General features: G+C 60.2%; 19 protein-coding genes. 10 read left to right on the plus strand and 9 right to left on the minus strand.

Annotated features, from left to right (window positions below; all coding sequences use genetic code 11):
• Positions 1-14 precede the first annotated feature (14 nt).
• Genes OKW40_RS04385 through OKW40_RS04395 form a run of 3 tightly spaced genes read right to left on the minus strand, consistent with a single transcriptional unit; the run spans position 15 to position 3,497 of the window.
• Positions 15-1,301, minus strand: coding sequence for an ATP citrate lyase citrate-binding domain-containing protein (locus tag OKW40_RS04385; protein WP_090811071.1), 1,287 nt, complete (start codon positions 1,299-1,301; stop codon positions 15-17).
• Positions 1,302-1,308: 7 nt separating this feature from the next.
• A complete protein-coding gene (locus tag OKW40_RS04390; RefSeq protein ID WP_184068267.1) occupies positions 1,309-2,196 on the minus strand; it encodes an amidohydrolase family protein in 888 nt (295 codons plus the stop codon).
• The gene (locus tag OKW40_RS04395) at positions 2,193-3,497 is read right to left on the minus strand and encodes an MFS transporter (protein ID WP_184068270.1); all 1,305 of its coding nucleotides are present in this window, start codon (positions 3,495-3,497) and stop codon (positions 2,193-2,195) included. Before OKW40_RS04395 ends, OKW40_RS04390 begins: the two co-directional genes overlap by 4 nt.
• A gap of 149 nt (positions 3,498-3,646) precedes the next feature.
• On the opposite strand from OKW40_RS04395, the gene OKW40_RS04400 reads away from it, so the two are divergent.
• From OKW40_RS04400 to OKW40_RS04410, 3 genes are all read left to right on the plus strand, one after another.
• The gene (locus OKW40_RS04400) at positions 3,647-4,384 is read left to right on the plus strand and encodes a GntR family transcriptional regulator (RefSeq protein WP_429488387.1); all 738 of its coding nucleotides are present in this window, start codon (positions 3,647-3,649) and stop codon (positions 4,382-4,384) included.
• A gap of 307 nt (positions 4,385-4,691) precedes the next feature.
• On the plus strand, positions 4,692-5,999 hold the full coding sequence (locus OKW40_RS04405; RefSeq protein ID WP_090811874.1) for an MFS transporter: 1,308 nt from the start codon (positions 4,692-4,694) through the stop codon (positions 5,997-5,999).
• Positions 6,000-6,562: 563 nt separating this feature from the next.
• The gene (locus OKW40_RS04410) at positions 6,563-7,366 is read left to right on the plus strand and encodes a hypothetical protein (protein ID WP_429332741.1); all 804 of its coding nucleotides are present in this window, start codon (positions 6,563-6,565) and stop codon (positions 7,364-7,366) included.
• Between the two features lie 209 nt (positions 7,367-7,575).
• Here OKW40_RS04410 and OKW40_RS04415 read toward each other — a convergent pair whose 3' ends face one another.
• Positions 7,576-8,454 carry an NmrA family NAD(P)-binding protein gene (locus OKW40_RS04415; RefSeq protein WP_429488489.1) on the minus strand — a complete coding sequence of 293 codons (879 nt, stop codon included), beginning with the start codon at positions 8,452-8,454 and terminating at the stop codon, positions 7,576-7,578.
• Between the two features lie 115 nt (positions 8,455-8,569).
• Between OKW40_RS04415 and OKW40_RS04420 the strand changes: the two genes are divergently transcribed.
• The 3 genes from OKW40_RS04420 to OKW40_RS04430 all read left to right on the plus strand — a co-directional run bounded on the left by OKW40_RS04420 (position 8,570) and on the right by OKW40_RS04430 (position 12,950).
• Positions 8,570-9,493, plus strand: coding sequence for a LysR family transcriptional regulator (locus OKW40_RS04420; protein WP_429488389.1), 924 nt, complete (start codon positions 8,570-8,572; stop codon positions 9,491-9,493).
• Between the two features lie 489 nt (positions 9,494-9,982).
• Positions 9,983-11,551, plus strand: a complete 1,569-nt coding sequence (locus tag OKW40_RS04425; RefSeq protein WP_429488390.1) for a tetratricopeptide repeat protein — start codon at positions 9,983-9,985, stop codon at positions 11,549-11,551.
• Positions 11,552-11,789: 238 nt separating this feature from the next.
• Positions 11,790-12,950, plus strand: coding sequence for an IS30 family transposase (locus tag OKW40_RS04430; RefSeq protein ID WP_429488392.1), 1,161 nt, complete (start codon positions 11,790-11,792; stop codon positions 12,948-12,950).
• Positions 12,951-13,019: 69 nt separating this feature from the next.
• On the opposite strand, the gene OKW40_RS04435 is transcribed toward OKW40_RS04430, so the two are convergent.
• Positions 13,020-14,291, minus strand: coding sequence for an IS110 family transposase (locus OKW40_RS04435; RefSeq protein ID WP_429488491.1), 1,272 nt, complete (start codon positions 14,289-14,291; stop codon positions 13,020-13,022).
• A gap of 544 nt (positions 14,292-14,835) precedes the next feature.
• A complete protein-coding gene (locus OKW40_RS04440; RefSeq protein WP_429488394.1) occupies positions 14,836-16,557 on the minus strand; it encodes a dihydroxy-acid dehydratase in 1,722 nt (573 codons plus the stop codon).
• A gap of 206 nt (positions 16,558-16,763) precedes the next feature.
• Here OKW40_RS04440 and OKW40_RS04445 point away from each other — a divergent pair, with 206 nt between their 5' ends.
• The 3 genes from OKW40_RS04445 (at position 16,764) to OKW40_RS04455 (ending at position 21,710) form a co-directional block, all read left to right on the plus strand.
• Positions 16,764-19,529, plus strand: coding sequence for an MGH1-like glycoside hydrolase domain-containing protein (locus tag OKW40_RS04445; protein ID WP_429488396.1), 2,766 nt, complete (start codon positions 16,764-16,766; stop codon positions 19,527-19,529).
• 170 nt (positions 19,530-19,699) lie between these two features.
• Positions 19,700-21,022, plus strand: coding sequence for a DUF2254 domain-containing protein (locus tag OKW40_RS04450; RefSeq protein WP_429402507.1), 1,323 nt, complete (start codon positions 19,700-19,702; stop codon positions 21,020-21,022).
• Between the two features lie 10 nt (positions 21,023-21,032).
• Positions 21,033-21,710 carry a carbonic anhydrase gene (locus OKW40_RS04455; RefSeq protein WP_429488493.1) on the plus strand — a complete coding sequence of 226 codons (678 nt, stop codon included), beginning with the start codon at positions 21,033-21,035 and terminating at the stop codon, positions 21,708-21,710.
• A 199-nt stretch (positions 21,711-21,909) separates the two neighbouring features.
• Here the strand turns inward: OKW40_RS04455 and OKW40_RS04460 are convergent, their stop codons facing one another.
• Positions 21,910-23,307, minus strand: a complete 1,398-nt coding sequence (locus OKW40_RS04460) for an MFS transporter (RefSeq protein WP_429488398.1) — start codon at positions 23,305-23,307, stop codon at positions 21,910-21,912.
• A 112-nt stretch (positions 23,308-23,419) separates the two neighbouring features.
• Here OKW40_RS04460 and OKW40_RS04465 point away from each other — a divergent pair, with 112 nt between their 5' ends.
• Positions 23,420-24,292, plus strand: a complete 873-nt coding sequence (locus tag OKW40_RS04465) for a LysR family transcriptional regulator (protein ID WP_429488400.1) — start codon at positions 23,420-23,422, stop codon at positions 24,290-24,292.
• A 270-nt stretch (positions 24,293-24,562) separates the two neighbouring features.
• On the opposite strand, the gene OKW40_RS04470 is transcribed toward OKW40_RS04465, so the two are convergent.
• Together OKW40_RS04470 and OKW40_RS04475 are read right to left on the minus strand one after the other, a co-directional pair.
• On the minus strand, positions 24,563-25,231 hold the full coding sequence (locus OKW40_RS04470) for a DNA-binding response regulator (protein WP_429488402.1): 669 nt from the start codon (positions 25,229-25,231) through the stop codon (positions 24,563-24,565).
• A gap of 18 nt (positions 25,232-25,249) precedes the next feature.
• Positions 25,250-26,155, minus strand: a complete 906-nt coding sequence (locus OKW40_RS04475; RefSeq protein ID WP_184039521.1) for a S1C family serine protease — start codon at positions 26,153-26,155, stop codon at positions 25,250-25,252.
• Positions 26,156-26,388 lie beyond the last annotated feature (233 nt).

Genomic DNA, 26,388 nt, shown 5'->3' on the forward strand with positions numbered 1-26,388 from the left:
AGTCGATGAGATGCTCAGGCAGCCTGTTTGACCGCAATTCCCAGCTTCGCGGCAATCTGCTCACGGCCGCCTGCTTTCATCCATTGGTCAACCTGCTTCGCGTACAGGACCACCTCGCTCATGTCCGAGTCAAAGCCGAAGAAGGTGTACGGCAATCCCAGCGAATCGAGCGTGTCGCGCAATGCTCCCATTCCGCGAACCAGATTCGGACCGCCACGGCCGACCACCACATAGAGCGGCGTCGGGCCGTGCTGACTGAAGTGCTCGCGTAACGCGTCGGCCATTGCGCGAAATGTTTCGAAAATATCCGTGTTGTTCGACTTTCCACCAATGATGAACAGCACATTGCTCTGCTCAATCCAGTGCTTGAAGCAGATGCGGGCAACTTCCTTCATTTTTTCGTAGGGTGGGTTGCCGCCGAAGTCTGACGAGATGATGGCGTCGTCTCCGAGCATTTGCGTGACAAGGGAGTTCGCGCCGCCACCGAACGTCGGAGCGAGAATGCTGCCCTTCGCGTTAATGACGTAGACGTCGCTCTGCCCCTGATACGTGCGAAGCTGGTTGATTTCCTGTTCGAAGTCTGAATAGTCGACTGCGAAGAGATGCGCGGGCAGGTCAAGGCGCTGCCAGCGCGGGTCATCACGGTCGAAGCCGCATTTGAAGTCACAGGCGACGGGTGTCAGCCGTCCCTTGCTATCCTCGCGCATCCGGATTGGATTGAGTTCGAGGGTCGTCATTCCGAACCCGTGGTAGAGCTCCCATAACTTGGGGAGGTGCTGTACAAGCGGCGAGATAATCTGTTTGGGTGCGCCCAGCGTCGAAAGCGCGTTCGCCACGACGAACGCCTTGAGCCCGGTGAGCGGGTCAAACGGAATCTGCACGACTTGCGACTTGTCCAGTTCCTCGATGTCGACGCCACCGTGATGTGTGAGCGTCATCGTCGGTGCGCGGAAGTGTGTCGAGTCGGTAATCGAGAAATAGACCTCGTACTCGGCCGGCACACCCGCCTCAAAGGTCACACCATTGGCTTTCGACACAGTATTGGCAACGTGATGTTCGACGAAGTAAAGACGCTCCTTCTCCTTCAAGGCGGTCGTCAGGTCAGTCGCGCGGCCAATCAGACCGGCCTTGCCCTTCTTGCCAACACCGCCCTTGAAAACCGGCTTGATGAAAATCATGCCGTGCTTTTTCAGCATCGCTCGAATCTGTTCTTCGCTAGCGTCCGGACCCAGAATCTCGGGCGTCGGAAAGCCCACGAACTGCAGCAATCTGGCGCCGTGCAACATACCGGTGACTTGCATGATGACCTCAGGAAGTGAGTTGGGAAGTCGGTGTCGTCGGGACAATATCCCTCACGGGGTCTTTGTCGAACCCGTAAAACGAGTGCGGGGTTGAGCACAGGATTGCCTCGACAATCGCGGGCGCAAGATGTAAGTCCAGCAACGCGGTAAGCGTCTGGCTGTAGGCCGTCGCATGTTCAAACTGCGTATGTGGCCAGTCGCTACCCCACATCAGACGTTCGGCGCCAAATGCGTCTATGAGTTGGTCCGTGGCATCGCGCATGAAACTCGAGTCCGGCTCCGAGCACCGATAGGCGCCCGAAATCTTGACCCACACGCGGCCAGATGGGCCAAACTCCAACAGGTCGTTGAAGCCCGGGTCGCGTGTGCCGCTGTCCGGGTCAGGGCGGCCAAAATGGTCAACGACGACTGGCAAGCCCACATCCAGCAAAGTGTTGACGAGCGGCGCCAGGTCCGACGCCTCCCTGTGCAACTCAACATGCCAGCCTAGTTTTGATAACTGCCGCCAAAGCGTTACATATGGCGCCGAGCCCAGCTTGGGGAGCGTCTGTCCGACAAGGTTGAGACGCACGCCCGTCACACCCTGACAGTTCAGTCGCTGCAGGTCGTCTTCTGAAATTTCGGGGGACACGACTGCTACACCTCGCAGCCGGCTAATGTCGCTGGTCAGCGCCTGTAAAAGATGGCTGTTATCGGTACCGAGAAAGCTGGGCTGGACAAGGACGGCATTGCCAATATCGTTCTCGTCCAGAAGCTTCCGGTAGGCGTCCAGCGTTGCGTCATAGTCGGGTGCGTAGCGCCGTCCGTCCGCCAGCGGCAGAGTCCTGGCAAACACGTGCGCGTGCGTGTCAACGCGCGGCAGCCGTGGCCGCGCGATGGATGGGGCCTGAGTCATCGCTGGCTCCGGTGATGGTCAAGCGCTAATTCGGCGTCGGCGACCAGTTGTGAAGCCTGCTCGACGCCGGACGGCCGCAAGCGCTTGCCGCGCGTTTCGGGAAGCAACAACACGGCAACCATCGCCAGCCCGTACGCAATTGCGGCATCGATACCAATCGCTGCTCCCAGCGACATCGAATGACTCATGTACCCGACCAGCACCGGGAAACCCGCCGAGGCGATGCGACCGAAGTTGTAGCAAAAGCCGACGCCTGTCCCGCGCATGTCCGCAGGATAGAGTTCGTTGAAAAGTGCGCCCAGGCTGGCCGGGATGCCGGCGGCGAAAAAGCCTAGCGGGAAGCCCAGAACAAGCATCTGCGTGTTGCTCAATGGAAGCATCACGTAGGCGAGCACGGTGACGATGCAAGAAAATGCAAAGAATGCGATGTTGCGACGCCGTCCGATACGGTCGAGCAGGTAAGCGCTCGCCATACAGCCGCACCAGAAAGCCACGATAACAACCGCAAGATACCCACCGGTGTTGAGGACCGACAGATGTCTTTCCTTGGAGAGGAAGGTCGGCAGCCAGGTCATGATGGCGTAGTACCCGCCGTGTGCGCCTGTGCCCAGAATCGCCCCGATAACGGTGGTCTTGATGACGCGCGGCTGGAATACTTGCGCGATTTGCCCCCACACAGAAACCACTGGTTCAGCGCGAGACGGCTCAACGCGCACAGGTTCGCGGAGATTGCGGCGGACGTAAAGGACGAGAAGCGCGGGCAGCAGGCCAGCACCGAACATGACACGCCACGCCGTGTCTGACGGCAACCACGAAAAAGCTGCGGCATACAACAGCACTGCGCCGGCCCAGCCGACAGCCCAGGCGCTCTGTACCGCGCCCATGGCCTTGCCGCGGTGTTCCGTCCGGATGGTCTCAGCCATCAACACGGCGCCTGCAGCCCACTCTCCGCCGAACCCGAACCCTTGCAGGGCCTTCAGGACCAGTAGTTGAGGAAAACTCTGGGCGAAGGCACAAAGGAAAGTGAATCCTGCAAACCAGAGAATCGTAATCTGCAGCGTCCGCACCCGACCAATCCTGTCGGACAAGGCGCCCGCCAGCCAGCCGCCCATCGCCGATGACACCAGTGTCACGCCGCTGATCGCGCCCGCCTGCGTGTGGTCGATGCCGTACGCTGCGATGATTGCGGGGATTGCCAGGGTAAACATCTGCACATCAAGGGCATCGAGGCCCCAACCCGCGAAACATCCCCAGAAGGTGTTTCGTTCGAGAGGTGTGCCTTGCTTGTACCAGGTGAACATCGCCGTCTCCAGGGTAAATTCATATATTCATGTATATGACTATATGTTTAGTTTAGGCGCTTCGACGAAGAAGTCATTGGGGATTTACCCTTGTTCCGGCAGATGTTGTACAGTGACTATTCCTGTGAACAACTATATGAATCATGGATATGCAGTCGTTCTCGGCCAGGCCAGACAGTCGTTTGCCGCGATACCAGCAGCTACGCGATGACCTGGTGCGCCGCATCGCGGAGGGCGAGTGGGCGCCAGAAAAGGCAATCGACACAGAGGCGGAGCTCAGCCTGTTTTATAACGTGTCGACCGGCACACTTCGGAAAGCCATTGATTTGCTGGTGGCCGACGGGGTGCTCACCCGCACCCAGGGAAAGGGGACCTTTGTCCGGCGCCCGCGCTTTGATTCGTCGTTGTTCCGCTTCTTCCGATTCAAGTCAGCTGACGGGAAGCCGGTCCGACCGACGGCGAAGGTGCTCAGCCGCGAGGTCGTCAAGCCAAACGAGACGATTCGCTCAACCTTGCAGATGAAGGCGACGGAGAAGGCTGTTCATCTCTCGCGGGTACGATTGATTGACGGACAACCCGTTTTGTCGGAAGAAATATGGCTACCTCGAAGCCGTTTCGAAGCGCTGGCGACTCTGCCCCTTGGTGGCTTCGAGGATTTGCTTTATCCGCTTTACGAGCGGCTTTGCCGCCAAATCGTCGCATCCGCAACCGAGATTCTGAACGTCGAACAGGCGACGGACGCTGATGCGGCGCTCCTGCATATCGACGTTGGCAGCCCGGTAATCCTTGTGCACCGTGTGGCATCCGATTTCGCCGGGACGCCTATTGAATGGCGCACCACGCGTGGTGCTGCTGCAGCGTTCCAGTATCAGGTCGATATTCGCTGACAACGCGACTTCCTCGCCGCGTTTGGTGCTGTCATAGGGACCGACAACGCGAACTGACTTTCTGTCAACCGGCAGGTCGCATTTTTCCTGCGACTTTCAGGCTCTACACCTCGTTCGCCGAATACATCACTGGTCGCCAGTTGCGGCCGCAGCTCGCTTGCGTGCGCTCGTCCGGGTTATACCTCATTGCAGCCCGACCTCAAACATACAAACATATACATGACTATATCAATCTGCTTGTTTTCGTCTGACTGACCGTTTTCGAAACGCCAGTCGAGCGGCAGCGGGCATGGAACTTGGAGCGAACATGTCTACGTCCGTAACACGTGAGCAGCAGGTAATGAAGAAAATGGCATGGCGGCTGATGCCGCTGCTGATTGTCATGTTTCTCATCGCATTCATCGACCGGCAGAACGTCGGCTTCGCGAAACTGGAAATGGTTCAGGCACTCGGCATGACGGAAGCCGCGTATGGCCTTGGAGCATCGCTGTTTTTCATTGGCTACCTGCTGTTCGAGGTGCCCAGCACACTGGCGCTACATCGGTTTGGGGCCCGGACGTGGCTCGCTCGCATCATGATTACGTGGGGCGTCGTTACAGTGCTAATGGCGTTCACCAGGTCCCTGCCAGCTTTTTACTCGTTTCGGTTTGCGCTGGGTGTTGCTGAAGCCGGGTTTTATCCAGGCGTCATTTACTACCTGACGCAGTGGTTTCCTCAAAGCTACCGGACACGTGTGCTTGGCCTTTTTACCCTCGGCAGTTCGCTGGCAAACATGCTTGGCGCGCTGGTCGGAGGGCTGCTCCTTTCCTTGGGCGGAACACTGGGACTGGCGGGTTGGCAATGGGTCTTCCTTGCCACCGGTCTTCCGGCAATACTGATTGCCTTCGTAGCGCTTAAATATCTACCGAGCTCCGTCGAGGAAGCGAACTTCCTTTCTCAGGATGAGAAGGACATTGTGGTCGCAGCGCTTGTGCGCGAAGCGTCCCCGGAAGCAAAGGAGTCCCGGCCATGGGCGGCATTGCTTGACCCGAAGGTTCTCATGTTCGCAGCAACCTACATGCTGATGTCGACGTCGCTCTACGGCGTTACGTACTGGCTGCCCACGTTGGTTAAGAGCTGGGGCGTTTCGTCGAGCGTCAATGGCCTGCTTAACATGATTCCGTGGGCACTCGCGGCTCTTCTCCTGCTTTGGCTTCCCGGGAAGCTCAAACGTGAACAGGTGGTGTTAAAAGCAATGGCCATAGTCGCCGGCATCGGCGTCGTATGCTTTGCATCGAGCCTCGTGTTGCCGACAGTGTCGTTGCGCTTCATTGCTCTGTGTCTGGGCGGCGCCTGTATTCCACTGCTATACCCTTGCTTCTGGTCGCTTCCCCCACGCTTCTTTTCTGGCGCTCGAGCCGCCGCAAGTGTCGCTGCCATCAACTGCATTGGAAACCTTGGAGGGTTCTTCGGACAGAACCTCATGCCGTACGTTGGCAAGGTAACCAACAGTCATGTTGCACCCATGCTCGTTCCGACTGCATGCCTGTTAGCTCTCGCAATCGGTACCATCATTGCGTGGACAGTCGGTGGGCATCGCAAGGCGGCGCTTGCGTCATCAACGGTTCCGCTTTGATGCGGGCCATGACACCCCCAAGCTATTTGCACAGACGCAATGTACCCTCATTTGAGCCGCATGTTCGATTGATTGCAGACTGAGCGCGGTTCAACTTCGCGATGGTTTGAAGCCATCCGGCCCGGCTTGGGAGTGCCGTTCCGGAGCAAGGCTCGAATCGACCGCTCATAGCCCTTTGCGCATCAAATAAGACGGGTTATTTGCGTGCAACCCCATCGGTTGTACGCGGCGAATGGCCGCTGACGAGAAAGCCGGATGTCTCTTCAGGGTCGCGTGCTGCCGGTCATGACCCGACACTTGTCGATCACACAACGATTGGCAAGGTTCGGCCAATTTGAGACGGTCGCGAACGGCTCTGCGAGGTCGCTGAGCGGCTGTCACAAGCCCTGAGTCCGTCCCCGTCAAGTATTTCGAGGGCGGCCGATCTGGCCAGTCTGTGCCTAGCCAGCGAGACCCAAAGCCTGATTTGAAAAGGCCGATCCACTGGTTAGATTTGATGCCATGTCCCTCCCCAACGTAGCAAGCGGTCATGTGGATCTATACTGGGGCACCTGGAGGCTTCGATGGCTAATCAAGACAGACTGCATCCGCTACGTCCGCTCCTGAAGAATTGGGTTTGGGAGCATGGCCGAATCGGTACCCGATATCTGGACTGCACCGATGGCGAAATCAAGTTTGACGAAGGCAAGAAGTCGCGCTTCGCGGCCGAAGAATACATTTACGTGCCGCTCGAGAAGGATGCTGACGACGATGCGCCTGTGGAAGGTCCTGCGATCCAGGAAGCGGGGCTCGCCCGGTTTTTGAGGGCAGCGCAGTTAGGCAGGCCCGAGGAGGCCGGCACTATCGTGGAGGTCCAGCGCGCAGTGCAGGACTGCATGGAACTCGGCCTGTTCAGCGCATATCAGTTGAGCGCCCAGCAGGCCGCCGCACGCTATGCGCAAGAACCCATGTTCGAGGATGAAATCCGCGCCGCGGTTGTCGACGATATCCGACGTATCTACGCGGGCATGCGCGAGCAATTGGCGCTGTACGATTTCAGTGTGCTTTACGGCTTGCCCACGCCCCTGCTCATCAGCGAGGCGCCGTTCATCGACTGGCGCGTGCGCGCTAGTCCGGCCCTTCCGTTTGTCTCGCTTCCTCTTGGGCCATACTGCCTGCTGGTGGGTGCGCCGTCGGGCAGGAGCAGCCGAATTGGCCCCGTGGTCTGGAAGTCCGCCGCGGCAATGGGCCCATTGAAGGACCACAACCGCCAAATCGCGGAGCACGCACGGTTGTGGCTGGTGGCGACCACTGACGACCAACTCGTCGCGGTACAAAGCCGCTTTGCTGATGCCAGGAGCCCCAAGCCAGAGGATGCGAGGCCCTGACTGAAGTCGGCGGGAAACGCGTTGAATCGTTCGTGCTTCTGGAGACGATTTACGGACGTCCGCTCCCTGAAGCCACGAGTGTCACGCTGGGTCGATATCCGCGCGGCCTTCATAAGCAGCGGAATACACCCGAGAGCAGGGGTCGGCCCCGTCAAGCCCCCCGTCGCGCGTGCCAGCCTCTGAAAGTCGCGATCGCGTATCCTGGCAGGTCAGTCCTTAGCCCACGCCGCAGCCATGGCGACGGCAAAGTCCCGATAGGATCTCGGTTGCCGTCCCAGCAGCGTCGCCAGACGCTCGACGTCCGCGCTGGACGCGACCGCGCCGTCCTGCTGATACCGGCCCATCATGAGTCGCATGTCGTATGCGAGCCAGGCAGGAGCAACCGACTTGAGGCGCTGCTCAAGGACGTTGAGATCGTCGCCACCGTAGCGGACGGGACGTCCCAGCGCCTCGGCCCAGATCGAAACCACGGTCTGCGCATTGATCACGTCAGGACCGACGAGTTCGTACGTCTCGCGCGGCAGCGGGTTTGAGCCACGCTCGCGGCGCAGCAGTTCGCGCGCGGCAGCCTCGCCGATATCACGGACGTCGACCATGGAAATGCCTTTCGCGCCAATTGGCATGCCGTAGACGCCGTGCGAAAGCAGCGGGTCTTTCTGCCGGACGTCGTTCTGGATGAAATACGCGGGACGCAGCACTGTCACCGGCAGGTCGAGGTGTTCGATCATGCGCTCGACCGTATGTTTGGCGGTGAAGTGCGGCACGTCGACGTATTCGGCGCCCTTGAACACCGACAGATAAACCACGCCTTTCACACCCGCTTCCCGTGCGACGCTCAGGGTCTGTACCGCCTGAGTCAGCTCGTCCGCGATGTTGGGCGCAAGCAGGAACAACGTGCTGACGCCGATCATCGCCTGCCGCACCGCGTCGACGTCGGACAGGTCGCCCTTCACTGCGGTGACGCCACCAGAAAATCGCGCTTTCTCCGGTGTGCGGGTCAGCGCGCGTACCTCGGCACCGCTGCCGCCCAGATGCTCGATAACCTGCTTACCGATCACGCCCGTGCTGCCTGTAACGAGGACTGCCATGGGTATCTCCTTGAGGTGGATGGGCTGGGTCGGCCCGTGAGACAAACAATAGTCGTTTCGCTCAATAGTCGAAAGTGCCAGAATTCATACACTTCGTCTCGTAAACGGAACGATTATGGATTTGACGTCGCTCGGCGATTTCAATGCAGTTGCACTGCACGGTGGCTTTGGGCCCGCCAGCCGGGCGCTCGACCGCCCCAAGGCCACCCTCTCGCGGCGCGTGGCCGAGCTCGAGGAAAGTCTCGGCGTCAGGCTGATCGAGCGAGGCTCACGCAGGCTGCGTCTGACAGAAGAGGGCGTTGCACTCCATGAACGCACGCGGGGGCTCATGGCTGAGATTCAGGAGGCGGGTGAAGCGCTCGCCTCACGCGCCCCGGTGCCGCGCGGGCGGCTGCGCATCAGCGCGCCTGTCGTTTTCGCGCATGTCGTGCTGTGCCGGATCGCTGCGCGCTTTGCGCTCGCCTATCCGCAGGTCGAACTTGAGGTCATTGCAGAAGACCGCATCGTGGATCCGGTGGAGGACGGCTACGACCTCGTTATCCGTATCGACCCGGCGCATGGCGAGCAGCTCGTGGGACGGCGCATCCTCGGTGACGAGCGCCTCGTGGTCGCGGCGCCGGGCATGTCGATACCTTCGAGACCGGCACCCGATGCAACCGGGTTGGAGGTGCCGGCCGTTATGTCGGCCGCGGCACCATCAGGCGCGTTATGGCACATGCGAACGGAAGACGGTGGTGCGATAGCGATCAGGCCGATGCCCGTGTTGCGGCTGTCATCGTTGCTGATGGTGCGTGACGCGGTGCTCGAGGGCGTAGGCGCGGCGCTCTTGCCCAGATTGCTGGTTGAGCATGATGTGTCGACAGGAAGACTCGCCTGTTGGGGAAAGGCGGGCTCGCCCGTGGAAATCTGGGCCCTTTACAATTCGCGCCGGCTTCTGAGCGCGAAGGTGCGAGCGTTCATGACTATGCTGCAGGAGTTGCCGGGTCGGGAGCGCAAATGGGGTGGCGCTAGCAGCTCCAATGATTCTCCGCGCCGCTAGCTTTCTCTGTGGTAGCGCGGCGACGTGGTCGAGCCGTCGAGCGGCTGCTTTCGGCGACATTGAGTGTCTCTAACGGGTCGTTCACGGTCCGCCGTTGTCGCCGGTAACGGTTGTCGGTGTAGAGAACAAAAATTACGAGGACCAGGGGCAGCGTAACGCGAAGACTCTGATGCAGATCCTCGGCGGCGACGCAATCCAGCCTTGAACGCCAGCAGGCAGCAGTCGGCCAAAAGCAGCCGCCGGAACCCAACCTGCGACCGTCCGTTCCCCATTCAACATACGACAGCCACTAGGGTTGACCTGTCTTGCGTAGCAATCGGAAAGGAGGATTGCAGGGCTCCGCGTCGCCGGAATCGTCGCTATTTCCATACGCAGAGAACCGACGGCTGCCATTGCTTCGATCTGGAGGCCCGCGTTACGCGACGCCGTACAATGAGGCGTTTCCCCACCCGTCGACAGATCGCATTCTGCGCGCCGCCCTACATCGCCATGAATCACGACACTGAACACGCTCTCGCTGCCGCGCAAAAGAACCTCATGGCCGGTCAATTCGACGATGCAACACGTCTGCTGAGCGGTATTCTGGCAAGCGTCCCCGACCACGGTGAAGCTCTTGCGGGCCTCGGTTACATCGCGGCCAAACAGGGCGATCATGCACGTGCAGCGGCGTATCTGATACAGGCATCGGCGCACATGTCCATGTCGGCGGAACACCTGAATTTCGCCGCGCAGGTGTGTCAGTTGGCGCAACGTCACGATGATGCGATAGCGCTGTTCGAGCGCTGCCTGGCCCAGTTTCCAAACCATGCCGCTTCATTGCATGGCGTCGCAATGTCGCTGATACAGCTTGGCGAACCGCAGCGTGCACTCGAAATCCTGGTGCATCTGTGCAAAATCCAGGCACATTCAGCCGAAGCGCATTACAACCGGGGCGCGCTGCTCGGCAAGTTGGAGCGCTATGAGGACGAACTGGATGCCTACCGGCAGGCGATCGCGCTCAAGCCGCGTTTCGTGCGCGCATACGTCAATCTCGGTGTCGCGTTGCGAGATCTGCGACGCTTTGATGAGGCGTTGCTTCAATTCAAGAAGGCGCTTTCGCTCGATCCGAACGACGTCGGCGCCCGCACCAATCGGGCTCAGACGAATTTGCTGCTCGGCGAATTCGAACACGGCTGGCGCGAATATGAATGGCGTTGGCGCGATGGCACCGATAGCCACGGATTTCCGCAGAACACCCTATGGACCGGCACCCAACCGATACGTGACAAGACAATACTCGTTCATCACGAGCAGGGGTTCGGCGACACGCTGCAATTCGTGCGTTTCGTGGATCGACTCAGCGCAGTTGGAGCTCGGGTCGTGTTGCGTGTTCAGGATGCACTGCTGCCGCTTCTCAAGAATTATCAGGGTGCGGCCGAAGTCATCGGCGAGACAGGACAGGTGCCGCATTTCGATTATCACGTTCCGACCCTGAGTCTACCGTTTGCGCTCAAGGTTCGTGCACCCGATCTCGCGGTGACCGGTCCATATATTCACGCAGACGACGCGCTTGTACGTCAATGGGACGATCTGTTTGCAGGCTCTGCTCGACGGCCGAGAGTTGGGATCGTATGGTCGGGAAGCCTGACGCATGTAAATGACTGCAACCGGTCTATGTCACTCAAGCAACTGAAGCCGTTGTTAGATGCCGACGCGGACTTCTTCGCGCTGCAACAGGATGTACGCGACAGTGATCGTACGTGCCTCGCGCAGCTTGAGCAGCGCGCGGTGCTGCGCGATGTTTCCGCGCGGCTCACTACGTTCGCTGAGACGGCTGCGCTGATCGCTCGCCTCGACCTCGTCATCAGCGTCGACACGGCTGTAGCGCATCTGTCGGGGGCGCTCGGCAAGCCCGTATGGATTGCTTTGCCGTTCATGCCGGACTGGAGATGGCAACTCGACAGAAGCGATAGTCCATGGTACGCACAGGCGCACTTGTTTCGACAAACGACGCGAGGTGATTGGACTGGCGTAGTGGCTGCGCTTCGCGCAGAGCTGGACGCATTGCGGGGTGCCTGAGCGACGCCCTACGTACAGCGAGTGCCCGCTCATGTGCTCGCGGGGGTTTGAGCCGCAAATGTGATCGTGTCATCTCCGTCGGGTCGATTACCCGCTTTGAGCGAGCAAAGCGCGTCGAATGGCCGGGTGAAGACACCGGGAAAGATTGTCCGTCGTGTCGAGTGTCCGATCGCAGCTGGCGGATTCAACCGGTGGATGCAACACACTGAAGACTGCGCAAGCAGTGGGAGTGTTGCAGATGAAACAGCGACGCCGGATTTACTACAGCGAGAAGCAGAAAGCGCTGATGTGGGAACGTTGGCGGAAGGGAGAGTCTCTCCAGAAGATCGCCCAGCTTTTTGACCGGAACCACTCGTCTGTACAGGGGATTCTGGCTGAGACAGGTGGAATCCAGCCACCACAAAGGCATCGATCGGGATTGGCATTGACGCTGGAGGAGCGCGAAGAGATCTCACGGGCACTTGCGGCCGACGATTCGATCCAGTCAATCGCCATGCGACTTTCGCGAGCTCCCTCCACCATCTGTCGTGAGATCAAACGTAACAGCGGCCCGGACGGCTATCGGGCAAGCCACGCCGATCAGCTCGCGTGGGATCGCGCGCAGCGACCCAAAGCCTGTAAACTGGTTGAGCACCGGATGTTGGCGCACATCGTGGCAGCCAAGCTACAACTGCAGTGGTCACCGCAGCAGATCGCCGGATGGCTCAGACGCGCGTACCCAGACAACGAGGACTACCACGTGTCCCACGAGACAATCTATCGTTCTCTCTTCATACAGGCCCGTGGAGCCCTGAAGAAGGAGTTGCTGGAGCACCTGCGGCGCACCCGGGCCATGCGCCGTTCGCGCCATCACACGCTAAAGACGGAGGATCACGGCAGGATTCGTGACACCGTATCGATCAGCGAACGCCCGGCTAGCGTTGAAGACCGCGCGGTACCGGGCCACTGGGAAGGTGATCTGCTGTGCGGTAGCGGCAGCAGCCAGATTGCGACGCTCGTCGAGCGCCAGACACGCTATGTCATGCTGGTGAAGATAGCCAGCAAGGACAGCGAAACGGTCATCAATGCGCTCATCAAACATGCCAGCAAGTTACCGCAGGAACTCTACAAGTCGCTCACCTGGGATCGGGGGACGGAGATGGCCGGGCACAAGCGCTTCACCGTCGCCACCGACATTGCCGTCTACTTCTGCGACCCGCAACATCCCTGGCAGCGTGGGTCGAATGAGAACACGAATGGACTATTGAGGCAGTACTTCCCGAAAGGTACCGATCTGTCAGTGTATTCGCAGGCCAAACTCAACGCTGTGGCAAGACGACTGAACGAGCGTCCAAGAAAGACACTGGACTACGAGACGCCCGCCGAACGATTCCAGCAAACTATTGCATCCACCGGTTGAATCCGCCGCTCTCTTACGGACATTCGCTATGGTGACTCGACAGGCAGCTTCACGCCCTGAGTCCGTCCGTCAAGTATTTCGAGGGGGAAGTGCGAGGCTTCCAAGGAGAGGCGAGCCGCGCTTCCTCAATGCATTCAGATAGACGCTCTCATCGTACAGTGTCCGAGTTTGCCAGCAGCGGTAGAGGATCCGTATCCACTTGAACGCCAAAGCTCTGACGGCGGCCTGATACGAACTGCCCTTCGCTCGCTGTTGCCGGTAGTAAGCGCCCGCCCAGAATGACTTGTTAATTGTCTGGCCGGCCCATTCCACGAATGTCTGGCGCAGGAACGTCGGACATTGCCAGCGCCAGTGCACCCAGCATTTCTTGCCACTGCGCTCAGTGACCGGCGCAATGCCGGAATACTTCTGCAGTTCAGCAGCGTGCCTGAAGCGTTCACGCTGCTCGCCGAATGCGGCAAGCAGCCGCGGTGTCAGATGTGGGCCCGCTCCCGGCAGGCATTCAAACAGGGCGAAGTCAGGTAGCGTTCGCGCGACCATCGCAATCTCCCTGTCGAACACATCGATCCCAGCGAGAGCCGTTCGCAGTTGTGCCACCAGCGCCAACGCGTGCAGCCGGCAGGGTGAGAGGATGCCGGGATCCTCAGTCAGAGGGGTGGCCGAGCGGATGGACTCCAGACGCGTCTCGATCAGCCTGGGGCGGCGGCAGTTGTGCGCGTGGAAGAACGCCTCAAGGGTACTGCGGTGGGCGCGTTTGACGGATGAAAGCGTCGGCCAGCGCGTAATGAAGTCGCAGAACAGTACCGTGTCGATGTGCGCGAACCATTCCAGTGCCTGCGGATAATACTGCTTGAGCGTATTGCATAAGCGGTTAGTGAATCGCGTCTTGTCGCCGACCATTTCACGGCGCTGCTCGATCAAGCTCGTCAGACAACGCATGCCCGCACCTTGCGGTCTCAGTGGAGCGAACCGTTCGGGATGGCGAAGCAGCAGATCGAGTGCCAGTTCGGCATCGGTGGGATCGTCTTTGGCCCGACTCGGTTTGAACGCCTCGCGGTATTTTGCGAGCGTCGATGGATTAATCGGAAAGAGGACCAGGAAATCATACTTCTGAAGCGCGGAAACTATTGGTCCCCTTGCCAGCTCGAGGGCAACCGCGATCATCCCATCAAAGCGCTGATGTAATCCCTTTGCCCACTCATCAATGCATGCGACCTGATGAGGAACACAACTGAACTCTCGCCTGGTGTCGTCGGCAGCCTGCAGGCAGATATCGTGTTTCGCATCCGCCCAGTCGATGCCAACATACGCTGCAAACTGCTGATCCGATAGAGGCGACATGTGAACCTCTGCAAGTGATAGATTGTCTGGCAGGGACATGCATGCTTGCGTTCAGCGAAGCCAATATAGTGAGCCGGTGCGACGGCGAACCCTGAGTATTCGTTCACGAGCGCAAGCGCACCCGCGGACTCGAAGCTAAAGCCGCAAACGTCCAGGCGTTTGGGTCGAGATATTCGTAGCCCGCGGGTGCATGTTCCGCTTGCACTGGCAGCAAGCTGCCAGTGCTACCAGTATCAGTGAAAGCGGAACGGACTATCTATATCGGGTCGACACTCGACGATGGCGCCGCCATCGAACAGGCTGCGGCGGATGGTCGGTTGAACCGGCTCGTAGTCCGCAACCCAGCGGGACCCGATACCCCCTACATTTCGCTTCTTTTCCCCGGTGATCTGCTGGGTCGCCTCGAAACACTGTGGCCCAGGCAATCCGCAATCTTCGACGACACCTCCGCTGAGGGATGAACTCTTCGTCGTTTGCGCTTGATCAGGCGCAGAACAGATCGAGTCGCGCGGGCGCTTCGGTCAGGGAGTAGAAAAAGCACCCGCTACTTAAGCTCTTCGGAAGGAAACGCGGTGAGGAAATCAAAGTCGCACCCTGCCGCGGCAGAGAGCACGTGATCGTGATAGAGCCGCTGGTAACCGCGCGCATACATCCCTTCCGCCGGACGAATCTCAGCGGCACGACGCGCCAGCTCGACCTCGTCAACCAGTAGATCGATCCGCTTGTCCCGCGCCGAGAGCCGGATCCGATCGCCGTTGCGCACCAGCGCCAGCGGGCCACCGAGCGCCGCTTCTGGCGTCACGTGAAGCACGATGGTCCCGTACGCCGTGCCCGACATGCGCGCATCGGAAATCCTCACCATGTCCTTCACCCCCGCCCGTGCAAGTTTCTGCGGGATCGGCAGATAGCCGGCCTCGGGCATGCCTGAAGCACTGCGCGGCCCCGCGTTCTGCAATACGAGAATGTCGTCCGCGCGAACGTCCAGACCGGGGTCGTCGATGCGCGCGGCCAGATCTTCGAGCGAGGTAAATACCACGGCACGCCCTTCGTGTTCGAGCAGTTCGGGAGTAGCGGCGGCGCGCTTCAGAACCGCACCGCCGGGCGCCAGACTCCCGTTCAGAACAATCAGCCCGCCATCGGGACTGACCGGTTTCTCCGTCGAGCGGATCACGGCCGTATCGATCGGATCGGCAAGCGGCCTGTTCAAACGCTCCTCGAGACTGTGCCCGGCGATATCGCGACAAGTCAGATCGAGTTGGGGCATCAGTCCGCGCAGAACGCCCTCCAGCCCGCCGGCTGCATGGAAATCCTCCATGTAGCCGTTGCCTACCGGCTTGAGATCCACGAGTACGGGCGTTTCATCAGACAGCCGGTTGAACTCGTCGTAATCGATCTTCAGTCCGATACGACCAGCAATCGCCGCCAGATGAATCACGGCGTTGGTCGAACCGGAGACCGCGAGCACCACGCGCAAGGCATTGCGCACCGACGCGGGCGTCACGATCTCGGCCGGTTTCGGTCCGCCATTGAGGGCCATGCGCGCAACCAGCGCTCCGGTTTCTTCGCAATTGCGCAGACGATCCGCGTGCACGGCCGGAATCGCCGCCGAACCGGGCAGCATCATGCCCAGCGTTTCCGCGATCAGTGCCATGGTCGACGCCGTGCCCATGACCGCACACGTTCCCGCCGTGACCGCCAGACGCCCCTCCACTTGCCTGATCTCCTGCGCCGAGACTTTCCCCGCGCGGAAATTCGACCAGAAGCGCCGGCAGTCCGTGCACGCGCCAAGCCGCTCGCCGCGATGTCGCCCGGTCATCATCGGACCGGCCACCACCATTGCGGCGGGCCGCTCCGCGGAGATCGCGCCCATCAACATCGCCGGCACGGTTTTGTCGCATCCGCCGAGCATCACCACCGCATCCATCGGCTGGGCACGAATCATTTCCTCGACGGCCATCGCCATCAGATTGCGATAGACCAGCGAAGTCGGCGAAAGGAAGACCTCGCCAAGCGACATCACCGGAAATACGACCGGCAATGCGCCCGCCGCGAGCACGCCGCGTTCGACCGCCTTGATCATTTCGGGAAAGTGGCGATGGCAGTTATTGAAACCGCTCTCCGAGGTGCAGATTCCGACGATCGGCTTGTCGAGCGATTCGCCGGTGTAGCCCATCGATTTGGCAAACGACCGGCGCAGATAGCGCGCGAAGTCGGGATCACCGTAGTTCGTCAGGCCATTGTCGAGGCCACGCGGTTTTTGATTCATGTCCAGTTCCTTACGATCAGGCGATGCAGCGCGGATATAGCGAAAGAAAACGTCAGATGAAACCAGGAGCGAGGCGGCCTCCGACCTCCGATAAGTCTAAACGACGCCTATCATCCAGATACCGCCCGGCGCCGCACGCGTGACGGGATGGGCGGGGACTCACGCACTGAACGTGTTCGACGGTCGATCCCGGTTTGGGAGGTCACATGTCATCGCTACGCGCAAACGATCTGCTCCATTCGAAGGAAGGGTTCCGTCTGCATGGCCAGGACCTCGACTGCTGGCGCCGCTGGGGGCCTTATCTGAGCGACCGGCAGTGGGGCACCGTTCGCGAAGACTACAGCGACTACGGAACCGCATGGGAGTATTTCCCCCACGAGCATGCGCGCAGCCGCATGTACCGCTGGGGCGAGGACGGCATTGCCGGATTCGGCAACGACCCACTCGACTGGTGCGTGTCGCTCGCGCTCTGGAACGGGCGCGACCCCATCCTGAAGGAGCGGCTGTTTGGCTTGACCAATGCGCAAGGCAATCACGGCGAGGACGTGAAGGAACTTTACTTCTATGTCGATGGCACGCCGACGCACTCGTACATGAAGATGCTGTACAAATACCCCCACGATGCGTACCCGTATCAGGACCTGATCGAGGAAAACGGCCGGCGCGGCGCCGATCAGCCCGAATACGAAATCCTCGATACGGGCGTGTTCGACAACGATCGCTATTTCGACGTCTGGATCGAGTACGCGAAGCACACACCCGACGACATCGTGATGCGCGTAAGCGTCGAAAATCGCGCGGATCAGCACGCGCCACTCCATGTGCTGCCGCTCTTCTGGGCGCGCAACCGCTGGGCGTGGTCAGGCAAGCCCGGCAAGCCGTCGCTCACGCTCGAGCCGGAGTCCGCCGAGGGCGCGCGCGTGATCGCGCACAATCCCGCGCTGGGCACGATGATCGTCACGGCCTCGGCGCCGCAGCCGATCGAATGGCTGTTCTGCGAAAACGAAACCAACGTCCGCCGCCTTTTCGGCATCGCCGGCGCAGGCCCGTTCAAGGATGGCTTCAACGATTACCTCGTCGATGGCGACGAGCACGCAATACGCCGCGACGCGGGCACCCGCGCCGCCGCGCATGTGGCCCTGTCGCTCGCGCCGCACGAGCGCGCGGTGCTGTATCTGCGCTGGCGTCCGGCGGCACTACCGGGCATCACGCGCGACGACGTGCCGCTCGACTTCGAAGCGCTGTTCGCGCGCCGGATCGCGGAGGCCGATGAGTTTTACGCGGCGCTCCAGCACGACATCAGCGACGCCGACGCGCGGCTCGTGCAACGCCAGGCGCTCGCCGGCATGCTATGGACGAAGCAGTATTACCAGTTCGACGTGACGCGCTGGCACGACGGCGACCCCGGTCAGCCGAAGCCGCCGAAAGGACGCCGGCACGGGCGCAACGCCGACTGGCGGCATATGTGCAACGGCGACGTCGTTTCGATGCCGGACAAGTGGGAGTACCCGTGGTACGCGTCCTGGGATCTCGCGTTTCATGCGGCCGCGTTCGCGATGGTGGACCCCGACTTCGCGAAGAAACAGTTGCTGTTGCTCGTGAAGGAACGGTACATGCATCCGAACGGGCAGTTGCCCGCCTACGAATGGGCATTCGGCGACGCGAATCCGCCCGTTCATGCATGGGCGACGTGGCGCGTGTACGAACTCGATCGTGAAGTCACGGGCGTCGGTGACCACAAGTTTCTCGAGGTGATGTTCCACAAGTTGCTGCTGAACTTTTCGTGGTGGGTCAACCGCAAGGATGCAGAGGACCGCAACATCTTCCAGGGCGGCTTTCTCGGGCTAGACAACGTCGGCATCTTCGACCGCTCTTCCCCGCTGCCGACTGGCGGCCGCATCGACCAGGCGGACGGCACCGCCTGGATGGCCTCGTATGCGCTCGACCTGATGCAGATCGGACTCGAACTCGCGATGACGAACAACGCGTACGTCGAAATCGCGGTGAAGTTTTTCGAGCATTTCCTGTATATCGCAGAAGCCGTCGGTTGCAGCGAAGGTTGCAGAACGGGGCTATGGGACGGTCACGACGAATTCTTTTATGACGTACTGCATCTTCCAGACGGAACCCGTGTGCCGATGCGCGTTCGCTCGATCGTCGGCCTGATTCCGTTGTTCGCCGTGCATGTGCTCGAAGAACGCATATACGGCCACCTGCCGGGCCTGCGAGAACGGCTCGCGTGGTTTCTCGATCACCGGCCCAATCTGGCCAAACTCGTATCGCGTTGGACCGAACCGGGCAAAGGCAACACCACGCTGCTCTCGCTACTGCGCGGATACCGGATGACGGCACTGCTGCGCCGCGCGCTCGACGAAGACGAATTTCTGTCCGATCACGGCGTGCGCGCGCTGTCACGCGTGCATCGCGATACACCGTACGAGTTCGATCATGGCGGCGCGCATGTCTGCATCGCGTATCAGCCGGCCGAATCGGATTCGCGCGTATTCGGCGGCAATTCGAACTGGCGCGGGCCTGTGTGGATGCCCGTCAACTATCTGCTGATCGAATCGCTGTATGAATTCCATCGCTACTACGGCGACGAGTTCCGCATCGAATATCCAACTGGATCGGGCAACCGGTGCTCGCTCAGCGAGATCGCCGACGGTCTCGCGCGGCGTGTCACTACCCTCTTTCTCAAGGACGAGCACGGCGTGCGGCCCGTGATGGCGGCTTATCCGCAGTTGCAGGCCGACCCGCGCTCGTCTGATCTCGTGCTGTTCCACGAGTACTTTCACGGCGACAGCGGACGTGGCGTCGGCGCTTCGCACCAGACCGGCTGGAGCGGTCTCGTCGCGCTGCTGCTTCAGCCGCGTCTGATGAAGCTGGCCCACGTGGCGGCCGATGTCACTGCCGAAAAGGTGCCGGCAGGCGCGCCCGTCGCCGAAGACGCGCTGCCCGCGATGGCGCGATAGACGGGCATCGAAAATCCGCAATCGATCGAGACGCGATTCCCGAAACTCTATGTCCTCGACCTATCGGACCAAAGTCTGATTGACCGACCTGAAGGTCACGTGCATCGTCAAAGGCGAACCGCGAACGTTTCGGCCTCCGCTGCCGCACGAATCGTAGGAAGAGCGCAAACATGGACTGGAACCGCTGGTACAGCTTGAAGAGTTACCTCAGATCTTCCCTGTGGACGGTACCGCTCGTCGCGGTGGCGATCTATGCCGTGGTAAAGCCGCTCACTGAAATGCTGGGAAGGTGGCTGATCGGACACGACATCCTCGATCCGAAAACCGGCCTTTTTGCGCTGTCCATGACTGGAGCGCGGTCACTTGTCGGCGACATCGTTTCCGCAGACCTGGCGTTTCTGGTGTTTACCTTCGGTTCGCTGCTCGTCGCAATCCAGGTCGCTGGCGGTCAATATACCCCGCGGATCATCGCGACGACCTTGCTGCGCGATAACGTGATCCGCAGCATCTCGGGATTGTTCGTATTCACGCTTCTGTTCGCCAACAGAACCCTGGGCTGGATGGGTGACAGCGAGGTGCACCAGCTTCAGGTATTCATTGCAGCGCTATTCGGATTCGCTTCTGTCGTCGCATTCCTTTTCCTGATTGATTATGCGGCCAAATGCCTGCGTCCAGTAAGCCTCGTGGCTCGGGTTGGGGAGCACGGGATCGCGGTCATCGAAAGCGTCTATCCCGACCCAGCGACGGGCCGAATCACCCCGCAGAGACTTGACCACGAGCGAGGCGTCCCTGGCCGCATTGTTCGCCATAGCGGTACATCCGGCATCGTTCTGGCCGTGAATCTCGAAAGACTTGTCGCCAAGGCGAGGCGCACTAACTCGGTTATCGAATTCGTGCCGCAAGTCGGCGACTTTGTCGCGGTGGACGAACCCTTGTTTTATTTGTACGGAGACTCTGACGCAATCGATGAAAACCGGCTGCGTACACTCGTTGCTTTCGGGACTGAACGCACGATGGAACAGGATCCTATGTTCGCGTTTCGCATCCTTGTTGATATTGCGCTGAAAGCGTTGTCGGCTGCGATCAACGATCCAACAACGGCCGTGTTGGCCATCGATCAGTTGCAGCGGCTATTGCGTGTAGTCGGAAAACGGTCTTTGTACTCCGAAGAGATGACGGATAAGTCCGGACTTGTGCGCGTTATCTATCGAACGCCGAACTGGGAAGATTTCGTGCATATCAGTTTCCGCGAGATACGTCAGTACGGCGCGGGCAGCCTTCAGATCGCGCGGCGTCAGCGCGCGGCGATAGAGAATCTCCTTCAGTGCTTGCCGGAGCATCGTCACGACGCCTTGCGTGTCGAGCTGACCCTGCTGGACCGTGCGATCGGCTCGAAGCATCCATTTCCGGAGGACCTGGCGCTGGCCCGCATCCCCGACTCGCAAGGGCTTGGAGGCTCGGAAAGCTCGACAGCAAGGCAACCCGTCCTTTGAGAGGCAAACCATGCGAAAACTCATCATGGGCATCGTTGAATTCCGGGAGAAAATGCTGCCGCAATACGTGCAGCAGTTCAGCAAACTCGCGCTCGCGCAGACACCTGATGCGCTCTTCATAACGTGCTCGGACAGCCGGGTCGTGCCGGATCTGCTTGCATCGACCCATCCCGGCGATCTCTTTACGATGCGCAACGTCGGCAATCTGATACCACCGGCGACTGCGGAGGGCGTCTCTACCGGAGATCTTTCCGAGGCAAGCGCGATCGAATATGCCGTGCTGGTGTTGAAAGTCGCGAATATTGTCGTGTGTGGACATTCGGAGTGCGGCGCGATGAAGGCCGTGTTCTCCAGGCACGTCAAGCTGAAATCGCCAAACCTCGATAAATGGCTATGCCACGCCAACAACGCAGCGTTTCGCCTCGAACAGGAAGGTCCGCTCGACGACAGCTTGAAAGCGCACGATCAATTGTCGCAACTCAACGTACTCGTGCAACTCGAGCACCTGATGACCTACCCGATCGTCCGCCAGCAGGTCACTGCCGGGGCACTCGTATTGAGCGGCTGGTGGTTCGACATCGCAACGGGCGCCATGTATGCCTATGAGCGCACGAGCCGCTCATTCGCAGTCATCGATCGCACAATGGCTGATCGGATGATTGCGCGCCTTGCCGCACGGGCGAGGTGACGGGTTGCGAAGCCCGCGACGGGACCGGCATGTCGCTAGCGACCAATGCAATCCCTGCGTCGCGATGCAGACGGCAAGTTCTGTTTCAATGTTCGCTCCGGCCATCAACGGGTATTCAGCTAAAATCCAGCGTGTCTGCTTACAGACATACATGAGCCATTGCGGTTAACGCGCGACTGCACACCTGAAGAATCGGGTCTTATCTGTCAGAGGCCAGAATCCTGGAAGTGTTCTCAATGTGCACGGGCCGTGGCGTTCTGATTCCGTACAGGCACATCACGCTGCCGCACAGCAGGAGCACCGCAGCGGTCATGATGGAAAGATGCATACCTTGCATAAATGCATCAGGACGGGTATCGCGTACGAAAAACCCGAACACCGCCACCCCGAGCATGCCGCCTACCTGCCTCGCCGAGTTGAGCACTCCTGACGCGATACCCGAGCGGGAAGCATCCACGGATGACAGCGTGACGTTTGTCATGGTCGGCACCATTAAGGCAATGCCGCTTGCGGCTATGAGCATTGGCACGATCAGCATCCAGTACGAGCCGTCTATGCGAACCGGCAACAGCAGCAGATAACCCGACGCGGCAATCAGCATGCCGGCAATCATGAGTTTCTTTGCGCCGACGCGGTTGAGCAGCCGACCCGCCAGGATATTCACTGCCATCAGAACGACGGTCATGGGCAAAAACGCGAGGCCGGTCCACTGAGCTGATAACTGCTGCTCTATCTGAAAGAAGAGACTAAAAACAAAGATCAAACCGTAGTAGGCAAAGTTCACGATGACGCCGGCGGCCGAGGCCGCAGAGAACGTAGTCGTTCGAAAAAGAGCCAATGGGAGCATGGGTTCCGTACGGCGTGACTCAAGCCACAGAAACGCCAAGGTGGCAACAATTGAGAACAGTAGCGCGCCATAGACCAACGGATGATGCCATCCAAACCGGGCCGCTTCCGTGAGGCACACGGTCAGAGCGACGAGCGCCAGAATGGCCGCCACCTGGCCGGCAAGGTCAATGCTTCGGCTATGCGCCCGTGCGGCTGTCGCCGCATGACGGAGAGTAAGGCTCACGCCTGCAATTCCGATCGGCAGGTTAATCAGAAAAATGCTGCGCCAGCCCACGTGAGTCACCAGCAGCCCACCTAGCACAGGTCCTGCTGCAAGTGCAATTCCGCCTGCAGCACCCCACCAGCCCACCGCTCGGCTTCTCTGCTCCGTATCAGGGAACGCCTGGCGCAGCATAGCCAGCGAATTGGGCACCAACAGCGCGGCGCCCATGCCCTGTACGACGCGTGCAGCCACAAGAATCGGCAACGAGTACGCGATCCCACATGCAATCGATGCCACAGTAAAGACGGCGAATCCCGCAGTGAAGATTCGCTTTGCGCCGAAGCGATCACCTAAGGCGCCCGTGGTGAGAAGCAGCGACGCGAATGCCAGCGTGTACGCGTTGACAACCCATTGCAGGCCGGTCACGTCCGTGGTGAAACGGGCTCGCAAGGCGTCAAGAGCGACGTTAACAACGCTGACATCAAGCAAAACAACGACAAAGCCCAGCCCTGCGGCGGCGAGAGTGCCGCGTTGATCGCGGCTCATAGACATGCTCATCTGGAATGACCCTTATCGACTGAACGAGTCTCATGGTAGGCATGTCGCCTTTGTGCGAATATTCCCCAAAACCGCACACTATCCTTGAGAAATTGCACAGATGTTCGATTGGGAAAATATTCGTCATTTCCTGGCTGTCGCCCGCGTCGGTACGTTGTCAGGGGCCGCGCGTGATCTGAAGGTTGATCACGCGACGGTGAGCCGACGCTTGAGCGCACTCGAGGACGAGGTCAAGACGCGCCTTGTCGAACGGCTCCCCAGGGCCTGCAAACTCACTCTCGCTGGGCAGCGCGTGTTCGAACTCGCGCAGGGAATGGAAGAGAACGCGTACGCGATTGAACGGTTCCTTGATGCCAGCCTATCCCCGCTGAGCGGCAAAGTCACGCTGAGCGCACCGCCGGTACTAGTGGCCAGTTTTCTGGTGAAGCATCTGGCGGAATTCCGGCTTGCAAATCCCGGCGTCCAGTTGTCTGTTTCTGGCCAGGCACGACAGGTTTCCCTTAGCCGAAGGGAGGCGGATATCGCCTTAAGGCTGGTTCGTCCGGAGGAAGCGACCAGCGTCGTACGCAAGCTAGGGCGTATGCCGTTCGACCTATACGCGAGCAGGGACTATCCGCACCTGCACAATCCATCTGCATGGGAGTTCATCGTCTACGATGCCGGATTCGCGGACATGCCACAGCAGAAGTGGTTGATGAGCGTTGCAAGAGGGCGACCTATTGCTTGCGAAATCAGCGATATCACGGGCCACCTTGCAGCGACCCGAGCAGGCGCCGGCGTGGCTGGCCTCCCGTGCTTCCTGGCAGATACCGATGCGAATCTACAACGCGTCGCATACGACGGCGAACGGTTTTCGCGTGATATCTGGATGGCTGTGCATCGGGATTTGCGGCGTTCGCCGCAAGTACGGGCAGTGATGGACTTTCTGCTGAAAATCGTGGCGGAACATTCCGCCTTTACGATAAGCGGTTAGACGGCGGATGCCAAGGGCCGCCGCCTACGATCGAAATAGTACGGCTGGCACGGCAGATAGCCCATGCCACCGTGACCGTGCTCGAACGCGATGCGTTTCCGACAGCGGACACCTGGCGCAAAGGCGTCCCGCAGGGTCGTCACACTCATGGGCTTCTTGCCCGCGGCAGCGCGATGCTCGAGGAATTCTTTCCCGGATATAACAGTGAGGTCGTCGTGGAAAGCGGCGGGGACGTCGTCTAGTGTCGTGGGTAGAGAAACGCGAGCTTGTCTACACCATGATGAATCCGTGCCGCATGCCGAGCATCACCGCTTCGGTGCGGTTGGTCGCACCGAGTTTGCCGAAGATTGACGAGAGGTGGGATTTCACCGTGTTGTCCGAGATGTCGAGGTGCCGCGCGATCTCCTTGTTGCCGAGTCCGTCGGCGAGCATCGCCAGCACTTCGATCTCTCGTAACGTCAAGGCTTCGAACGGTTCGCCGGATCCCTTCTGGCGCGACGGTCTTGTTTCGGCCAGCAGCCTTGCGAGGATGTCGGGCGTCAGCACGCAAAGGCCTGCGGCGACGGCTTCGATGGACACGACGATTTCAGCTGGCATCGCGTTGCGCGGCAGGATAGCCACCGCATCGGCGGGCAACGCATCGAAGATCCAGTCGCTGTCCGGGTCGTCGCTCAACAGGACGAGCGACGGTGACCCGGGCGAGAGTTCGAGTAGCGTCTTGAGCGCATCGCTCGCCTCCGGCGCGATGTCGGTGACGACCACATCCGGCACCGATCCGGCGAGGCAATCGACGAGCTTTTCGGCGTCGGGCGCGCTACCCAGGAACTCAAGTGCCGGGTTCGCCTCGACAAGCGCTTGCAAGCTTGCGCGCTCTTGCCACGATGCCGCAATCACTACGACCCGTAAAGGCGCCCTCCGTATCGTCTGTCCATCCGACATTTGGTCGCTTCCCGGACGTCACCTGCACGAATTCCGTTGGGGCCGTTCGCCCACCGTTACCGAACACGCGTGGCGTTCGCCGCCTCGGATCAAGGCGATATGCAACTGCTGCCCAATGCTTGCGGAGCCCAGCGCCGCACTCACGTCACCCATGTCGCGGCAAGGCTTGCCGTCAAGTTCGATCAGTACATCGCCTATCAGCACGCCCGCCTGCTCCGCAGGGCCGCCCGGCGCAAGCGAATTGATCAGCAATCCACTGCTGAACGACAGGTTCATTTTATTGACCCAGGCGTCAAGCAGGCCGACCCGCTGCGTGCCGACACCAAGGTAGCCCCGCGAGACGCGCCCTTTAGCCAACAGTTCATCGGTGACGCGCTCCACGGTCATCCCCGGAATCACGATGCCGGCCCCGCGCATCAGTGCCGAGGTGCAGATGCCGATGACCTGCCCGCGCATGTCCGCGAGGGCCGCCCCGGAGAAACCCGGGCGCAGACCGCCGTCCAGTCGCACGAACGCATCGAGTTGTCCGCCTTTCCACGTTCGCCAAGGACCACCTATGCTGCCGATCACGCCAAAATCAGCGCTGACGCCGGAATCGTCCGCACGTGCGACGGCGAGCGCAAGATGACCCGGCTTCAGTGAGTGGGCGTCGCCGGAACCGATCGGGTCGAGGTCCACGCCGTCCAGTTTCAGCACGCCGACGTCGGACCCCAGATCCAGGCCCGCGAGGACTGCGGCGACCGTACGGCCGTCGGTCAATGTGACTTCGATGCCGTCCTCACGCCTGAGCGTGTGTGCAGCCGTCACGACGACGCCACGTCGCCAGATTACGCCACTCGACGGCATGCGATGTCGGCCGTGTACTGCGACGACACTCCGCCCGACTCGCGCGACGATGTCTGCCAGATTGTCCGAGAGATCCATCAAAGGATTTCCGCTCGAGGATGTGGTTTCCATTTCAAGCCCCCTGTCAATTGCGTGCGACCTGCCAGTGCTTCGCGTCGACGTTTGCTCGCCTGTCCAGCTAGCGTTATGACGACGGGTTCACAATGACAGAACGACGGGGGGCGCACACCACCCAAATGGGTAGCCGGGTAGATGCAATGCGGACTTCACGATGCAACGAGTCTGGTCTGCGACCAGCACGTCCCTGATCA

Origin of the sequence: Paraburkholderia sp. RAU6.4a, assembly GCF_050435625.1 — a bacterium.
GTDB classification, from domain to species: Bacteria; Pseudomonadota; Gammaproteobacteria; order Burkholderiales; family Burkholderiaceae; genus Paraburkholderia; species Paraburkholderia tuberum.

What these genes read in the sequence shown, in the direction of transcription:
- OKW40_RS04475 (WP_184039521.1), bottom strand. Translation starts at nt 26,155, where the DNA reads ATGGATCTCTCGGACAATCTGGCAGACATCGTCGCGCGAGTCGGGCGG.
- OKW40_RS04425 (WP_429488390.1), top strand. Translation starts at nt 9,983, where the DNA reads ATGAATCACGACACTGAACACGCTCTCGCTGCCGCGCAAAAGAACCTC.
- OKW40_RS04385 (WP_090811071.1), bottom strand. Translation starts at nt 1,301, where the DNA reads ATGCAAGTCACCGGTATGTTGCACGGCGCCAGATTGCTGCAGTTCGTG.
- OKW40_RS04460 (WP_429488398.1), bottom strand. Translation starts at nt 23,307, where the DNA reads ATGAGCCGCGATCAACGCGGCACTCTCGCCGCCGCAGGGCTGGGCTTT.
- OKW40_RS04435 (WP_429488491.1), bottom strand. Translation starts at nt 14,291, where the DNA reads ATGTCGCCTCTATCGGATCAGCAGTTTGCAGCGTATGTTGGCATCGAC.
- OKW40_RS04405 (WP_090811874.1), top strand. Translation starts at nt 4,692, where the DNA reads ATGTCTACGTCCGTAACACGTGAGCAGCAGGTAATGAAGAAAATGGCA.
- OKW40_RS04395 (WP_184068270.1), bottom strand. Translation starts at nt 3,497, where the DNA reads ATGTTCACCTGGTACAAGCAAGGCACACCTCTCGAACGAAACACCTTC.
- OKW40_RS04410 (WP_429332741.1), top strand. Translation starts at nt 6,563, where the DNA reads ATGGCTAATCAAGACAGACTGCATCCGCTACGTCCGCTCCTGAAGAAT.
- OKW40_RS04390 (WP_184068267.1), bottom strand. Translation starts at nt 2,196, where the DNA reads ATGACTCAGGCCCCATCCATCGCGCGGCCACGGCTGCCGCGCGTTGAC.
- OKW40_RS04465 (WP_429488400.1), top strand. Translation starts at nt 23,420, where the DNA reads ATGTTCGATTGGGAAAATATTCGTCATTTCCTGGCTGTCGCCCGCGTC.
- OKW40_RS04445 (WP_429488396.1), top strand. Translation starts at nt 16,764, where the DNA reads ATGTCATCGCTACGCGCAAACGATCTGCTCCATTCGAAGGAAGGGTTC.
- OKW40_RS04470 (WP_429488402.1), bottom strand. Translation starts at nt 25,231, where the DNA reads ATGTCGGATGGACAGACGATACGGAGGGCGCCTTTACGGGTCGTAGTG.
- OKW40_RS04420 (WP_429488389.1), top strand. Translation starts at nt 8,570, where the DNA reads ATGGATTTGACGTCGCTCGGCGATTTCAATGCAGTTGCACTGCACGGT.
- OKW40_RS04400 (WP_429488387.1), top strand. Translation starts at nt 3,647, where the DNA reads ATGCAGTCGTTCTCGGCCAGGCCAGACAGTCGTTTGCCGCGATACCAG.
- OKW40_RS04415 (WP_429488489.1), bottom strand. Translation starts at nt 8,454, where the DNA reads ATGGCAGTCCTCGTTACAGGCAGCACGGGCGTGATCGGTAAGCAGGTT.
- OKW40_RS04430 (WP_429488392.1), top strand. Translation starts at nt 11,790, where the DNA reads ATGAAACAGCGACGCCGGATTTACTACAGCGAGAAGCAGAAAGCGCTG.
- OKW40_RS04440 (WP_429488394.1), bottom strand. Translation starts at nt 16,557, where the DNA reads ATGAATCAAAAACCGCGTGGCCTCGACAATGGCCTGACGAACTACGGT.
- OKW40_RS04455 (WP_429488493.1), top strand. Translation starts at nt 21,033, where the DNA reads ATGCGAAAACTCATCATGGGCATCGTTGAATTCCGGGAGAAAATGCTG.
- OKW40_RS04450 (WP_429402507.1), top strand. Translation starts at nt 19,700, where the DNA reads ATGGACTGGAACCGCTGGTACAGCTTGAAGAGTTACCTCAGATCTTCC.